A 14,450-nucleotide genomic window follows, 5' to 3' on the forward strand; every position below is an offset into this window, starting at 1 on the left:
ACCCCCACCCGGGAAAGCTCTACAGGCGCTCGGGGGTGCGGATGCCCAGCAGCGCCATGCCCTGGTGCAGGGTGCGGGCCGTGAGATCGCAGAGGAAGAGACGGTTCTCGACAGCCGCCTCGCCATCGGCCTTCAGCACCGGGCAGTGCTCGTAGAAGGTCGTGTAGTGCGAGGCCAGCCCGTAGAGATAGGCGGCCAGCTTGTGCGGCTCGTAGGACTCGGCGACACCCGCCAGGGTCTCCGCGAACTCATCCAAGTGCAGGGCCAGCGCGCGCTCGGCCGGGGCCAGCTCAAGCTCCGGGTGTGCGACCGGCTTACGGTCACCGGCCTTGCGGATGATCGACTGGATACGGGCGTAGGCGTACTGGAGGTAGACGCTGGTGTCGCCGTTGAGGGAGACCATCCGGTCCAGGTCGAAGATGTAGTCACGGGACATCGACGTGGACAGGTCCGCGTACTTCACCGCGCCGATGCCGACCTGGGCGGCGCGCTCCGCGATCTCCTCTTCGGTCAGATCCTGTGCCTTCTCCCGTACGACCGTGGCCGCCCGGTCCACCGCCTCGTCGAGCAGGTCGACCAGCCGGACCGTCTCGCCCTCCCGGGTCTTGAACGGCTTGCCGTCCTTGCCCAGCACGGTGCCGAAGGCCAGCTGCCTGGCAGCGTCTGGGCGGCCTTCGGGCAGCCAGCCCGCGCGGCGGGCGGTCTCGAAGACCATCTTGAAGTGCAGCGCCTGGCGGGCGTCCACCACGTAGAGCAGGGTGTCGGCGTGCAGCGCGCTGACCCGGTCGCGGATCGCGGCGAGGTCGGTGGCGGCGTAGCCGAAGCCGCCGTTGGACTTCTGCACGATCAGCGGGGTCGGGCTGCCGTCGGGGCCCTTGACATCATCGAAGAAGACACACAGGGCGCCGTCGGAGCGGACCGCGACACCGGACTCCTCCAGCTCCTTCACGACCTGCGGGAGGTCGTCGTTATAGGCGCTCTCGCCGACGACGTCCTCGTCCCTGATCTCGACATCGAGCTGGTGGTAGACCGCCTGGAAGTAGATCTTCGACTCGTCGACGATCTTGTGCCAGATGTCCAGGGTCTCCTGGTCACCGGCCTGGAGCCGCACCACCCGGTTGCGGGCGCGGGTCTTGAACTCCTCATCGGAGTCGAAGACGGCCCGGGAGGCCTTGTAGAGGCGGTTGAGTCGCGCCATGGCGGCTGCGCCGCCATAGGACACTGCGGCTGCGCCGCCATAGAGCACCGCAGCTTCGCCCTCACCGTTGGCGGTGTCCGACTCATGGTCCAGCTCATGCGGGTGCTCGATCAGATACTGGATGAGCATGCCGAACTGGGTGCCCCAGTCGCCGATGTGATGGCGCCGGATGACCGTCTCACCACGGTGCTCCAGAATCCGCACGATGGCGTCACCGATCACGGTGGAGCGCAGATGACCGACGTGCATCTCCTTGGCGACGTTCGGCTGGGAGTAGTCGATGACGGTCCTGCCGGGCTCCTCGGCGTACGGGACTCCGAGCCGGTCGTCCGCGGCGCGGGCGGCGAGAGTGCTCAGGATCGCCTCATCGGTGACGGTGATGTTGAGGAAGCCGGGACCGGAGACCTCGATATCCTTGATCACCTCACCGGCCGGGAGCTGGGCCACGACCTGGGCGGCCAGCTCGCGCGGGTTGCCCTTCAGCTTCTTGGCGAGCGCCAGCATCCCATTGGCCTGGAAGTCCGCCCGGTCGCTTCGTCGCAGCAGCGGGTCCACGGCGGCGGCCTCCGGCAGCGCAGCCGAGAGGGCGTCCGAGACACGCTGATTGACCGTAGCGGCGAGGGAAGGGACCGAAGCCATGGGTGGGTAGCTCTCCTGTCGATGGGTTTCCAGTCAGTATCCCACGGCGCCGCTCACCATTTTGTGTCTGGGATAATGGGGCCGTCAGGCCCATGCGCGAGGAAGAAGGACGTAACGACCGTGGCTCAGAGCACTGAGACCGACTGGGTCTCCCGTTTCGCAGACGAGGTCATTGCCGAGGCGGAGCGCCGCGCCCCCGGCAAACCCATTGTCTGTGCCTCGGGCCTGAGCCCCTCCGGCCCGATTCACCTCGGCAATCTGCGCGAGGTCATGACCCCGCACCTCGTCGCGGACGAGATCAAGCGGCGCGGCTATGACTGTGTACACATCATCTCCTGGGACGACTACGACCGGTACCGCAAGGTCCCGGCCGGTATTGACCCGTCCTGGGCCGAGCACATCGGCAAGCCGCTGACCTCCGTACCCCCGCCGCCCGGTAGTGAGCACCCGAACTGGGCCGAGCACTTCAAGGCCGCGATGATCGAGGCGCTGGAGCAGCTGGGCGTCGAGTTCCGGGGCATCAGCCAGACCGAGCAGTACACCTCGGGGGCGTACCGGGAGCAGATCCTGCTCGCCATGCGGGAGCGGGCCCGTATCGATGCCGTCCTCGACCGGTACCGCACGAAGGACAAGGACAAGGGCAAGGCTGCTGGCGCGGGCACCGGCAAGAAGAGCCAGAAGCCGGTGGACGAGGCTGAGCTGGAGGCCGCCGAGGGCTCCGGCGCGGCGAGCGAGGACGACGGCAGCGCGGGAGGTGCGGGGTACTACCCGTACAAGCCGTACTGCACGGTCTGTGAGAAGGATCTGACGACGGTCACCGCGTATGACGAGGCTTCGACCGAGCTGACCTATGTGTGTGAGTGCGGGCACTCCGAGACGGTGCGGCTGAGCGAGTTCAACCGCGGCAAGCTGGTCTGGAAGGTGGACTGGCCGATGCGGTGGGCGTACGAGGGCGTGGTCTTCGAGCCCTCCGGCGTGGACCACTCCTCGCCCGGATCGTCGTTTGTGGTCGGCGGTCAGATCGTCCGCGAGGTTTTCGACGCGGACCAGCCGATCGGCCCGATGTACGCGTTCGTCGGGATCAGCGGCATGGCGAAGATGTCCAGCTCCAAGGGCGGCGTGCCGACCCCGGGCGATGCGCTGGAGATCATGGAGGCGCCGCTGCTGCGCTGGCTGTACGCGCGGCGTAAGCCGAACCAGTCCTTCAAGATCGCCTTCGATCAGGAGATCCAGCGCACGTACGACGAGTGGGACGCGCTGGAGCGGAAGATCAGCGAGGGCAGGGCGCAGCCCGCGGATGTGGCCGCCTACAACCGCTCGGTGCGCACGGCGGCCGGTGAGCTGCCGAGGACGCCCCGGCCGCTGCCGTACCGGACGCTGGCCTCGGTCGCCGACGTCACGCAGGGCGCGGAGGAGCAGATCCTGCGGATTCTGAGCGAGCTGGACCCGGAGAATCCGGTCACCTCGCTGGATGAGACCCGGCCACGGCTGAACTGTGCCGAGCGGTGGATCACCACGCAGGTTCCGGCGGACCAGCGCACCCGGGTGCGGGAGGAGCCGGACACCGAGCTGCTCGGTTCGCTCGATGAGGAGCAGCGGGAGTCGCTGCGGCTGCTGCTGGACGGGCTGGATGAGCACTGGTCGCTGGACGGGCTGACGACGCTTGTCTATGGGGTGCCGAAGGTGCAGGCCGGGCTGGCGCCCGACGCCAAGCCGACGCCGGAGCTGAAGGTTGCGCAGCGGTCGTTCTTCGCGCTGCTTTACCGGTTGCTGGTGGGGCGGGATACGGGGCCGCGGTTGCCTACGTTGCTGCTTGCGGTGGGGGCGGGGCGGGTGCGGAAGCTGTTGGGTGGGTGAGGGGGTTCTCCCCGATCCCGCCCCTTCCCGTAACCGGGGCTTCGCCCCGGGGCCCGGTTCTTTCGGTGCGGGCCGGTGGCCGGTGTGTTGTGCCCACCCTCCGCCCATGGCGGAGACTGCCCACAACACGTGTGGGCTAGCCTGCTACGCCCATTTCGGCGTTGTAGCGTTCGCGGAATTCGCGTAGGTAGGGGCGGAGGTAGCCCTCGCTGAGCAGGGTGCCGTCGCTGTTGGTGACGCCGGAGCGCTCGTGCAGGACGCGGGAGAGCTGGCGGGCGCTGGGGAAGCTGCCCTGTTCCGCTATGAACGAGCGGTAGGCACCGAAGTAGACCTCGTCCCGTGCCTCCCCGTCGGGGATGCCGATGGGGTTGTCCTCGGGTGCCTGTTCAGGGGCGGCCTGGCCCAGGGCGCGGCGGCGGCCGCCGGGTCCGACGGGGACTGTGACGGGGGGTTCGGGTTGTTGCTGCGTCTGGTGCGGGATGAACGCGGGCTGGGGCTGGGGTTCGGGCTCGGGTTCGTGGACTGGTTCCGGTTCGGGTGCCGGTGTGGGTTCGGCGATGGGTGTGGGTTGTGGGCGGGGGAGGGTGATGCCTGCTGCGGCCAGTCCTGCTGGGGCGGTCTCGGCCAGGGGGATGCCGTAGCGGGCGAGCTTGAGCGGCATGAGGGCTTCGACGGGGGCTCTGCGGCGCCAGGCGCGGCCGAAGCGGGCGCGGAGGCGGGCCTGGTAGACCAGACGGTCCTGTTCGAGCCGGATGACCTCGTCGTAGCTGCGGAGTTCCCAGAGCTTCATGCGGCGCCACAGGCGGAAGGTGGAGGGGAAGGCGAGCAGCCAGCGGGAGAGCCGTACGCCCTCCATGTGTTTGTCGGCGGTGATGTCGGCGATACGGCCGATCGCGTGCCGGGCGGCTTCGACGGAGACGACGAAGAGGATGGGGATGACGGCGTGCATGCCGACGCCGAGGGGGTCGGGCCAGGCGGCGGCGCCGTTGAAGGCGATGGTGGCGGCGGTGAGCAGCCAGGCGGTCTGGCGCAGCAGCGGGAAGCCGATGCGTAGCCAGGTGAGCAGGAGATCGAGGGCGAGCAGGACGACGATTCCGGCGTCGATGCCGATGGGGAAGAACGGGGCGAAGGCCCCGAAGCCCTTACGTTCGGCCAGATCACGCACCGCGCTGTAGGACCCGGCGAAGCCGATCGCCGCGATGACCACGGCGCCCATGATGACGACGCCGATGAGTATGCGGTGTGTGCGATTCAGTTGCGTCGCGGACACCCGCGATCCCCTCCCACCCTCGACACTGAGCGGCGCCTAGCCTGACACATGTGTCAAGTTCATGCCCGGAGTGAGGCGACGGCTTCCTTGGCGGCCTTCTCCGCGCCCTTGCGGATATCAGCGGCGCTGGGTGTCTTCGCGTCCTCCAGGCCCGCGCCCGAGTAGTCGACGGTGACGACGACATTGGCGGTCCGGACCACGATCCGCTGCTCGCGGTAGTCCTGGGACTTCTTGCCGTCCTTCTTGGTGATGTCGTAGCTGATGGCGGTCGCCGTGTCGCCGACACCACTGAGCTTGGCGTCCTTGACGCTTTTGGCTTCCTTGTTGCCGGAGATCGCGGCGATCTTGTCCTGGGCGTACTCGGTGGCGCGCTTGTCGCCGCTGCCGATGGCGACATCGGAGTCGTAGCGGCGCAGGGAGACGCTCAGCTCGCGGTATTCGAAGGTGCTGAGGTCCACGCCGCTCCACAGGCAACCGCTGTAGGCGTCGGCGTCCTTGGAGCCGAGGCTCTTGCCGGATGCCGGTTTTGCCTTCGGCACGGTCTTCTTGACGGTGTCCTTGGAAACCGTCTCGCACGCGTCGGGCAGCGTGCTGAACTTCACCGGCTCCGGGCTGGGCGCGGCTTCCTTGCTGGGGCCGGCGTCCGAAGCGGAGTCGCTGTCCTTCGTACCGGAGCCGGAGCCGAAGGAGCAGCCGGCGACCAGCAGCACGGGAAGGACGGCTCCGGTGAGGGCTCGTATGGCCAGGTGCGGAGTGTTACGGGGCATGGTTTCTTCACTTCCAGGTATGCGGATCAACTGTCGAGCCGCCCGGCCAGCTCTTTCGCGAGCTTCTGGGCCTTCTCCTGCAGCTCTTCGCTGTCGGGGAGGCGGCTCTTACCGGTGGACCACTGGTCGTACTCGACCGTGACGATGACATTGCCGGTGCGGAAGACCAGCGTGATGTCGCGGTGCACCCCGGAGTCGGCGGTGGTCAGCTCGTCATTGAGGTAGGCCGCGTCACCGATGCCCTCCAGGGGGCGGGGTGCGAGCGCCGGGCTGGAGGAGGGGGAGGCGCTGGTGCTGTCCTCGCTGGTTTCGGGGCTCTCCGCGCTGCCGGAGCTGTCGGCGCTCTCGGCGTCCTCAGCGTTCTTGGCGTCTTCAGGATCGCCGGAGCCATCGGTTTGGGGGGAGATGTCGCCCGATGGGCTGTCGTCGGCGGTGGGGGGTGTGGCGGGAATCTCGTCCTTGAGCGCCTTGGTGTCGTAGAGCTCGGCGGCCCGGTCGTCATCGCTGACGGCCGCCTCGTAGGAGACCACGCGCTCGAAGTCGATGGTGAGGTGGCGGCTGCCCAGGCTGGTGGTGTTCTTCCAGCGGCAGCCGACCCGGCGGTCGATGTCATAGGTGACGCTGGCGTCACCTTCCAGCGTGGTGGGAGCGCTGGCGTCAGCCGCGTCCGTGAGCAGCTCCCGCAAGGTGTCCTCGGCTACCGAGCCGCAGGGCTCGGGGAGGGAGCGGTGCTTGCCGGGCTTCGCGGCGCCGGTGGAGCCGGGGGTATCGCCGGGTTTGGGGTCGCTGGTGTCACCGGCGCCGTTGGACCCGCCGGTGCAGGCAGCGAGGCCCACGGCCAGCGCTGCTACGGCTGCGGCGCCGCCCATATATGCCCTCCGCCGCACGGGTGGCCTCCTCTGCTCGCTCGGCTGAATCCAAGAACACCGAAAACGTGTTGCCGTCGGCTGGGGACGGCGGAACACAATGTCTACCGCACGCACCGCGTGGGCGTCCGTTCCGCTGAGGAGTATGGGGCGCTACGTCTGCTTTTTTGCTGTTTGCTCTGTGGTGCGGTGAATCTTGGACTTCTGCAGGGGGAGCTGATCAGTCATGCCGTACACCGAGGTGCCCGGGGCGCGGGTTCCGATCCGGATGTGGACCGAACCGGCCACGGTTGAGGATGTCGCGATGCGGCAGCTGCACAATGTCTCGACGCTGCCGTGGATCAAGGGGCTGGCGGTCATGCCCGATGTCCACTTCGGCAAGGGCGCGACGGTCGGTTCGGTGATCGCCATGCGGGGCGCGGTCTGCCCGGCGGCGGTGGGCGTGGACATCGGCTGCGGTATGTCGGCGGTCAAGACCTCGCTGACCGCGAACGACCTGCCCGGTGATCTGTCCCGGCTGCGCTCGGGGATAGAGGCGGCGATCCCGGTGGGGCGGGCGATGCACGATGACCCGGTGGACCCGGGGCGGCTGCATGGCTTCCCGACGCGGGGGTGGGAGGACTTCTGGTCGCGCTTCGACGGGATCGCCGATGCGGTGAAGTTCCGTCAGGGGCGGGCGGTGAAGCAGATGGGAACGCTGGGGTCCGGCAACCACTTTGTCGAGGTGTGCACGGATTCAACGGGCGCTGTCTGGCTGATGCTGCACTCCGGTTCCCGCAACATCGGCAAGGAGCTGGCCGAGTACCACATCGGCCGGGCACAGCAGCTGTCGCACAACCAGGGCCTGGTCGACCGGGATCTGGCTGTCTTCATCGCGGACACTCCGCAGATGGCTGCCTACCAGCACGATCTGTTCTGGGCCCAGGAGTACGCCAAGAACAACCGCGCGGTCATGATGGGCCTGCTCCAGGACGTCGTCCGTAAGGAGTTCAAGAAGGCGAAGCCGCTCTTCGAGCCGGTCATCTCCTGCCACCACAACTATGTGGCCCAGGAGCGCTACGAGGGCATGGACCTGCTCGTCACCCGCAAGGGCGCGATCCGGGCGGGGTCGGGTGACTACGGCATCATCCCGGGTTCGATGGGCACTGGCTCGTACATCGTGCGGGGCCTTGGCAACCCCGCCTCCTTCAACTCCGCCTCGCACGGCGCGGGTCGGAAGATGAGCCGTAATGCCGCGAAGAAGCGCTACTCGGCGCGTGATCTGGTCGAGCAGACCCGGGGTGTGGAGTGTCGTAAGGACGCCGGTGTGGTGGATGAGATTCCGGCCGCGTACAAGCGGATTGAGCAGGTCATGGAGCAGCAGCGCGACCTGGTCGAGGTGGTCGCGAAGCTCAAGCAGGTTGTCTGTGTGAAGGGTTAGCGCGCTCAGCTCCCGCTGTTCCCGCTGTTCTCCCGGTGCTCGCGGTGGACCTTGCGGTTCGCCGCCTGGGCGCGTGGGCGGACGATCAGCAGGTCGACATTGACATGTGAGGGGCGGGTCACCGCCCAGGTGATGGTGTCGGCGACATCCTCGGCGGTGAGCGGGGCGGCGACGCCCTCGTAGACCGCGGCGGCCCTGTCGGCGTCGCCACGGAAGCGGGTGAGGGCGAACTCCTCGGTCTTCACCATGCCGGGGGCGATCTCGATCACGCGGATCGGTTCGCCGCACAGCTCCAGCCGGAGGGTTTCGGCGAGGGCGTGGGTGCCGTGCTTGGCGGCGACGTAGCCCCCGCCGCCCTCGTAGGTGCCGTGGCCCGCGGTGGAGGAGAGCACCACGATCGTGCCGTCCCCCGAGGCGGTGAGTGCCGGGAGCAGGGCCTGGGTGATGTGCAGTACGCCGAGGACGTTGACCTCGTACATCGCCGACCAGTCGGCCGGGTCGCCGCCGGCGACGGTCTCGGTGCCGAAGGCGCCGCCCGCGTTGTTGACGAGGACATCGACGGAGTCATAGCGGTCCAGGGTGGCCGCGAAGGCGTCGACGGAGGCACGGTCGGTGACATCAAGGGGGTGCGCGACGGCCCGGTAGCCCTGCCGGTTCAGCTCGTCGGCGAGCGCGTCGATACGGTCCTTGCGGCGCGCGGTGAGCACCACCCGGTATCCGGCGGCGGCGAGCTGACGGGCGGTGGCGGCGCCGATCCCGCTGCTGGCGCCGGTGATGACGGCGACGGGGGTGGTCATACGGTGCGGTGCCTTCCCTCGGGCGGATACTTCCTGCCGTACGCAGGCTAACGCGGCCTCGGTACGTACATGATCACGGCCACTCCGGCGAGGCAGATCAGCGCGCCCAGCACATCCCAGCGGTCCGGCCGGAAGCCGTCCATCACCATGCCCCAGGCGAGCGATCCGGCGACGAAGACACCGCCGTACGCGGCGAGGATCCGGCCGAAGTGCGGGTCGGGCTGAAAGGTGGCGACAAAACCGTAGGCGCCCAGCGCGAGCACTCCGGCGCCTATCCAGATCCAGCCACGGTGCTCACGTACGCCCTGCCAGACCAGCCACGCGCCGCCGATCTCAAAGAGCGCGGCGACGATGTAGAGGGCGATGGAGCGGGAAACGAACATGGGGGCAGGGTAGCCGTGCGGTTTCCCGCACCTGGCTGGCACCGACTCTCCAGCGCTACCTCACCGGGAGCCCGTGAGGGGCTGTCCCATACTGCGCCCAGCCCTGTCCCAGCTTATGAATGAGAGGAGCGGGAAGTCCTGACGGAGTAGGACATTCCGGTAGGACATTTCTGTCTGTCCCTGAGGGAGCGTGTGATGGTGCGGGAAACCGATGTAGTGGTCCTCGGCATGGGGCCCGGCGGTGAGCAGGTGGCCGGGCGGCTGGCCGAGGCCGGGCTGGAGGTGACCGGCGTCGAAGCCGAGTTGCTGGGCGGCGAGTGCCCGTACTGGGCCTGTGTGCCGAGCAAGATGATGGTCCGCGCGGGAAATCTGCTGGCCGAGGCCCGCCGCGTACCCGGCGTCGCCGGACAGTCAGCGGCCACTCCCAGCTGGGCGCCGGTGGCTCAGCGGATCAGGGACGATGCCACCGACAACTGGAACGACCAGGCGGCGGTGGACCGCTTCACCGGCAAGGGCGGGCACTTCGTACGCGGCCGGGGAACCCTGACCGGCCCCCGTACCGTCCGGGTCGACGACGACGAGTTCCGGGCCCGGCGAGGCGTGGTGGTGGCGACCGGCACCCGTGCGCAGATTCCGCCGATCGCCGGTATGGACGGCGTGCCGTACTGGACCAACCGCGAGGCGGTGGCCACCAAGCAACGCCCCTCCTCGCTGCTCGTCCTCGGCGGTGGGACCGTCGGTCTGGAACTGGCCCAGGCCTTCGCCCGCTTCGGTACCAACGTCACCGTAGTGGAGGCCGTTGACCGGCTGCTGCCGATGGAGGAGCCGGAAGCCGGTGAGATGCTCTCCGAGGTGCTGGCGGCGGATGGCGTAGCCGTACGTACCGGGGCGCGCGTCACGGCGGTACGGCACGCGCACGACACCTTCACCCTGACGCTGGAGGGCGGAGCGGAGCTGGCCGGACAGCATCTGCTGGTTGCCACCGGAAGGGCGGCCGACCTGGCAGCCATTGGCGTGGCGTCGGTCGGCCTGGACCCGGAGGCCAAGGAGCTGGCGGTGGACCCGCGGATGCGGGCGGCCGAGGGGCTGTGGGGCGTTGGGGACATCACCGGCCGGGGTGCGTTTACGCATGTGGCGCTGTATCAGGCGGACATCGCCGTACGGGACATCCTGGGTGAGCCCGGACCGGAGGCGGACTATCGCGCCGTGTCCCGGGTGACCTTCACCGATCCGGAGATCGGCGCGGTCGGCCTGACCGAGGCACAGGCCAGGGAGCGGGGGCTGACGGTCCGTACCGGCACGGCGCAGCTGCCGTCCTCGGCTCGCGGCTGGATCCACAAGACGGGCAACGAAGGCTTCATCAAGCTGGTCGAGGACGCGGAGAAGGGCTCCTTGGTGGGGGCCACATCCGCTGGGCCGATGGGAGGCGAGGTGCTGTACGGGCTCGCGGTGGCCGTCCAGAACGAGGTCCCGGTCGACCAGCTGCGCCACATGATCTACGCCTACCCCACCTTCCACCGAGCCATCGAAGACGCCCTGACCAACCTCACCTAACCCCGCTGCGGCCAACCGCCCCCCGCGTTGTGGGCACTCGCAGCCCCGCGAGGGGCGTGGGCCCACCCTGCTACGCAACCACCCACCTACACCAGCCACGACGCTCCGGCCAACCCCGAAACGGAGCTTGCGACGCTTGGTGGGCACAACACCCGGCCACCGTCCCGCACCCGGCCAACCCAGGGGCCCGGGGCGAAGCCCCGGTTACGGGAAGGGGCGGGATACGGGGAACCCCACCCACAACACCCCGCACCCGGGCGAAGCCCCACCACGCGGCGGAGCCGCGAAGCCCCCACCTACCCGCGCACAGCGACAACGCGCCGCAACGGCACCGGCATAGTCGCCCCACCCCGCGCGAGAAGCCGCAGCCAGCCCCGCGCCACCCCCCGCCGACGCTCGGACAGGCCAGGCAGATAGAGCGAGGACAGCAGCACATCCGCGTCCTCAGCGCTCCCCATCCGATAGGCGAAACGCCGCTGCCTGCTGTCAGCCAACCGCAGTCCTGCCCCGCTCAGGACCTGCGGCAGCCGTTCATGGAGCCGCTCATCGTTCGGGTAGCGGATGGGACGGCCGAGCGCGGCCAGCAGCCCGGCCAGCCACAGCCGGTCGGCGCCCCGCAGCGGCTCCCGGCCCGGCACGAGGGCGACCAGCAGGCCGCCCGGTGCCATGACACGGGCGATCTCGTCCAGCACCGCGGTCAGCGGGGTGAGGATCTGCAGCGACATCGAGCAGACCACCACCGGAAAGCTGCCGGAACCGAAGGGGAGGGCTTCGGCGCGGCCCAGTACCAGCGGCCCGGCGCCCCGTGTCCCGGCCGCCGCCAGCTCGCCAGGTGAGGCGTCGAGGCCCACATACTCCTGCGCGGCCAGCGCGGGCCACAGCGGAGCGCTGCCGCAGGCGAGATCCAGCACCGGAGCCTTGGAGGGCACTGCCTCCAGCAGCCAGGTGTACGCACCGGTACGGGCCAGCACCGCCTCGGTGATCCCGGGACGACGCTGGTGGAAGTCGGCGAGATACCCCGGCCAGTTCATCTCTTCTCACCCCCACGGGTGGTCGGCGAAGTGGCGCCGACCCGGAGCCGGGAGGGCGGATCAGCGCTCTCCCGGCCACCGTGTCCCACCCAGCTATGGGCGGTTGGCTCAGAGAAGCGTCAGGGTGAGCAGGGGGCGGCCGAGCCCGTACCCGTACCCATAACCGAAGCCGTAGCTCTGGCCGTAGAAGCCGTGGTGGCTGCTGCAGTGGCACTTCTTGTAGTGGCCCTTGTGGTGGCCGTCGCCGTGGTGGGCGATCGTGGGCGCCGACTGGGGTGCCGCCGAAGCGGTGGTGGAGCTTACGCCTACGGCGCCGAAGGCCAGGAAGGTGGCCGCGGTGCCAAGGGCGGCACTGCGCATCAGACGGGATCGCATGTTTTTCCCTCTCGTGTTTTCGAGTGTGGCGCGGTGGAGGGGCCGGGTGCCACCTCCACCTCCACCGCTAGCGGTTGACTTCTGGGCGAGTCGGTAATCGCTGAGCGCTCCAGCTGGGTGAACATATGGTCAGGGAAGTGACATAGACCATATGAAGGAACATGAAAACGATAGAAACCGAACAGTCGCGGGCGGCGCTGCGGGCAGCGGCATGGGTCATGCGCTGTCTGGGTGACCGCTGGCCGCCGGATGAAGAGGAGGCCGCCGAGCTGGCGGCCAGGCTGGAGGAGCGCTTGCTGGCGCCGGGCGAAGTGGCCTTTTCGGACGGCCGGCTCCCGGATGGGGTGTGGATCGTCCGCAGTGGCACGCTGGAGTTGGTCTCCGGCGCCGGGCGGCGCCGGGTGGTGATCGGGGTCGTACAGCCGAGCGGTATCGCGGGTGATGTGCCGCTGCTGCTGAGGCGCCCGGCCGTGTATACGGTCCGCGCGCTGACCGACGTCCAGGCTGGCTACTTGCCCGCCCGGTCCTTTCTCACCCTGCTGGAGAGCAGTCCCGTGCTGGCCCGGGCCTGGCTGACCGGTCTCGCCCACCGGCACGCCAAGGCGCAGGAGGCGCTGGCTCAGAGCGTGGGCGGCAACGCGGAGTGCCGGGTCGCCAGGCTGCTGCTGCGCGAGGCCCGTGGCGGTTCGGTCAGCTGCTCACAGGACACCCTGGCGAGGATGCTCGGTCTGCGCCGCCCCACTCTCAACCGGGTGCTCAAGGAGTTTGAACGGGACGGACTGCTGCGGCTGGGCTACCGGCGGGTGGAGCTGCTGGCCAGAGACGGGCTGCGGGACCGCGCGAGGGGCGGTGACTGAGGGCGTATGCAGCCGCATCCCGAGATATGGCCGAAATTCACCGGCGGTCGCGTCGTGGCTGGTCACCGAGGGGTAACGGGGGGACACCGGGTGACGCTGACTCAATCTTCAGCCGAAAGACGGCTTTTAGTTAGGCCTAAAGGTGGCATGCTGTTCTTGGGAGACGCCGACATCACGACTCCTGGGGGTATCCATGGTCTGGCGTAAAGGCGTTGAGGGCGATCACGCGGCGGAGCTCGCGGGGGCCCGGCTGGCGCGGCAAGCGACCGCGTCGTTGGCTGGGCTGCTGGCCGAGCGCGGTATGTCCCGTAAGGACTTGGCCGATTGTATGGGTGTGTCACCCGGAAGGGTCAGTCAGATTCTGTCCGGAGACGAGAACCTGACCATGCGGTCGCTCGCGGCGGTCGCCGAAGCGCTCAGTGCGCAGGTGGAGATCACGTTCTTCGATCCACCGATACCCAGCCAGCCGGAGCCCAGAGAATCCACGGCACCCGAGACCGGCCCCCTGACCGGCTCCTTCGTGTCATCGTCCCAATTCACCAACTAGCCAGCTCACGAACAGCCAGTCGGCTCATGAACTGACTGGTTCCTGTGTCTGGTGAGGCATGTGCTGCTTCTTCAGCTCCAGAAGCCTTGTGTCATTGCTGCGTTTGCCGTGCGCGTGCGCTAGCTCAAGCAGGCGCTCGCAGTAGTACTGGGCCTCGCCGAAGGCCCGTCTGACCTTGAGGATTTCCGCATGTGTGCGGTGACGCGCCTGCTGCTGGCATGCGTTCTCGATCTCCGACTCAAGGGTGGCCCATGCCTGTGCCGCGGTGCGCACTTCCTTGTAGCGCTCAGCGATCTCGCGCCGCATATTGCTGCGCGTTCTGCTGGGACGTCCGGGCACATCGACCCGCAGCAGCAGATGATGTCTGACGCTGTCGGCATAGATGCCAAGATCCCAGCAGTCCGGGAAGCCGCTGGCCAGACGGTGGCACCAGTCGGCCCGGTCGGTCCGCAGCCGCAGCGCCAGACTGTGCAGCAGCAGCGAGTTACCCAGGGTCAGCACCGCCATCACGGCATTCCCACTGCGCTGTTCCGACCGGCCCTTGGGAGCCATCCCTAATCCCGCCATGGCACCCACCGCCGCCGGCGGCACGCTCGACGCGTGGGGCAGCAGCAGGCCGCTGGCCAGCGCCGCCATGCCAGCCGTCCACAGCACCACGGCCACCGTCAACGCCGTCGAGCGGACCGTGCCCAGCAGACGTCCGTCCTCACGGAAGCGGTAGACCAGGCACACCCAGGTCACGGGCACACAGACGGCAGCGGGCAACACCCACGCTGACACCACGGACGCCTGTCCCCACGCCACCTCGTCCCCCATTCCGGTCGCAGACGGCGAGGCCCTTCGCGACGTCGGATCAGAGCAGCCTGACCACGTGTTGCCCAACCCCATG

The 14,450-nt window shown here is 68.6% G+C and carries 14 protein-coding genes; 5 read left to right on the plus strand and 9 right to left on the minus strand.

Annotation, left to right across the window (positions count from 1 at the left end):
* Nucleotides 1-19: 19 nt before the first annotated feature.
* The gene (argS, locus tag test1122_RS15150; protein ID WP_232269694.1) at nucleotides 20-1,837 is read right to left on the minus strand and encodes an arginine--tRNA ligase; all 1,818 of its coding nucleotides are present in this window, start codon (nucleotides 1,835-1,837) and stop codon (nucleotides 20-22) included.
* 75 nt (nucleotides 1,838-1,912) lie between these two features.
* Here argS and lysS point away from each other — a divergent pair, with 75 nt between their 5' ends.
* The gene (lysS, locus tag test1122_RS15155) at nucleotides 1,913-3,694 is read left to right on the plus strand and encodes a lysine--tRNA ligase (RefSeq protein WP_232269695.1); all 1,782 of its coding nucleotides are present in this window, start codon (nucleotides 1,913-1,915) and stop codon (nucleotides 3,692-3,694) included.
* 136 nt (nucleotides 3,695-3,830) lie between these two features.
* On the opposite strand, the gene test1122_RS15160 is transcribed toward lysS, so the two are convergent.
* From test1122_RS15160 to test1122_RS15170, 3 genes are read right to left on the minus strand one after another with little or no spacing between them, the layout of a single operon-like run.
* Nucleotides 3,831-4,964, minus strand: coding sequence for a DUF2637 domain-containing protein (locus test1122_RS15160; RefSeq protein WP_232269696.1), 1,134 nt, complete (start codon nucleotides 4,962-4,964; stop codon nucleotides 3,831-3,833).
* 59 nt (nucleotides 4,965-5,023) lie between these two features.
* Nucleotides 5,024-5,731 carry a DUF3558 domain-containing protein gene (locus test1122_RS15165; RefSeq protein ID WP_232269697.1) on the minus strand — a complete coding sequence of 236 codons (708 nt, stop codon included), beginning with the start codon at nucleotides 5,729-5,731 and terminating at the stop codon, nucleotides 5,024-5,026.
* 26 nt (nucleotides 5,732-5,757) lie between these two features.
* Nucleotides 5,758-6,618 carry a hypothetical protein gene (locus test1122_RS15170; protein ID WP_232269698.1) on the minus strand — a complete coding sequence of 287 codons (861 nt, stop codon included), beginning with the start codon at nucleotides 6,616-6,618 and terminating at the stop codon, nucleotides 5,758-5,760.
* A 205-nt stretch (nucleotides 6,619-6,823) separates the two neighbouring features.
* Between test1122_RS15170 and test1122_RS15175 the strand changes: the two genes are divergently transcribed.
* The gene (locus test1122_RS15175) at nucleotides 6,824-8,017 is read left to right on the plus strand and encodes an RtcB family protein (RefSeq protein WP_232269699.1); all 1,194 of its coding nucleotides are present in this window, start codon (nucleotides 6,824-6,826) and stop codon (nucleotides 8,015-8,017) included.
* A gap of 5 nt (nucleotides 8,018-8,022) precedes the next feature.
* On the opposite strand, the gene test1122_RS15180 is transcribed toward test1122_RS15175, so the two are convergent.
* Together test1122_RS15180 and test1122_RS15185 are read right to left on the minus strand one after the other, a co-directional pair.
* Nucleotides 8,023-8,814 carry an SDR family oxidoreductase gene (locus test1122_RS15180; RefSeq protein ID WP_232269700.1) on the minus strand — a complete coding sequence of 264 codons (792 nt, stop codon included), beginning with the start codon at nucleotides 8,812-8,814 and terminating at the stop codon, nucleotides 8,023-8,025.
* A 47-nt stretch (nucleotides 8,815-8,861) separates the two neighbouring features.
* Nucleotides 8,862-9,197 carry a YnfA family protein gene (locus tag test1122_RS15185; RefSeq protein ID WP_232269701.1) on the minus strand — a complete coding sequence of 112 codons (336 nt, stop codon included), beginning with the start codon at nucleotides 9,195-9,197 and terminating at the stop codon, nucleotides 8,862-8,864.
* A gap of 195 nt (nucleotides 9,198-9,392) precedes the next feature.
* On the opposite strand from test1122_RS15185, the gene test1122_RS15190 reads away from it, so the two are divergent.
* Nucleotides 9,393-10,751, plus strand: coding sequence for a dihydrolipoyl dehydrogenase family protein (locus tag test1122_RS15190; protein WP_232269702.1), 1,359 nt, complete (start codon nucleotides 9,393-9,395; stop codon nucleotides 10,749-10,751).
* Nucleotides 10,752-11,047: 296 nt separating this feature from the next.
* On the opposite strand, the gene test1122_RS15195 is transcribed toward test1122_RS15190, so the two are convergent.
* Nucleotides 11,048-11,782 (minus strand): class I SAM-dependent methyltransferase, encoded by a 735-nt coding sequence (locus tag test1122_RS15195; RefSeq protein ID WP_232269703.1) that lies wholly within the window; start codon nucleotides 11,780-11,782, stop codon nucleotides 11,048-11,050.
* Nucleotides 11,783-11,890: 108 nt separating this feature from the next.
* Complete coding sequence (locus test1122_RS15200; protein WP_232269704.1) at nucleotides 11,891-12,157, minus strand: hypothetical protein; 267 nt, start codon at nucleotides 12,155-12,157, stop codon at nucleotides 11,891-11,893.
* A 161-nt stretch (nucleotides 12,158-12,318) separates the two neighbouring features.
* Here test1122_RS15200 and test1122_RS15205 point away from each other — a divergent pair, with 161 nt between their 5' ends.
* Nucleotides 12,319-13,014 carry a Crp/Fnr family transcriptional regulator gene (locus test1122_RS15205; protein WP_232269705.1) on the plus strand — a complete coding sequence of 232 codons (696 nt, stop codon included), beginning with the start codon at nucleotides 12,319-12,321 and terminating at the stop codon, nucleotides 13,012-13,014.
* Nucleotides 13,015-13,207: 193 nt separating this feature from the next.
* Entirely contained in the window at nucleotides 13,208-13,561 is a 354-nt protein-coding gene (locus test1122_RS15210) for a helix-turn-helix domain-containing protein (RefSeq protein WP_232269706.1), read from the plus strand.
* A gap of 24 nt (nucleotides 13,562-13,585) precedes the next feature.
* On the opposite strand, the gene test1122_RS15215 is transcribed toward test1122_RS15210, so the two are convergent.
* On the minus strand, nucleotides 13,586-14,302 hold the full coding sequence (locus tag test1122_RS15215) for a hypothetical protein (protein ID WP_232269707.1): 717 nt from the start codon (nucleotides 14,300-14,302) through the stop codon (nucleotides 13,586-13,588).
* Nucleotides 14,303-14,450: the final 148 nt, after the last annotated feature.

The sequence above is a fragment of the Streptomyces gobiensis genome (genome assembly GCF_021216675.1).
In the GTDB taxonomy this organism is placed as follows: Bacteria; Actinomycetota; Actinomycetes; order Streptomycetales; family Streptomycetaceae; genus Streptomyces; species Streptomyces gobiensis.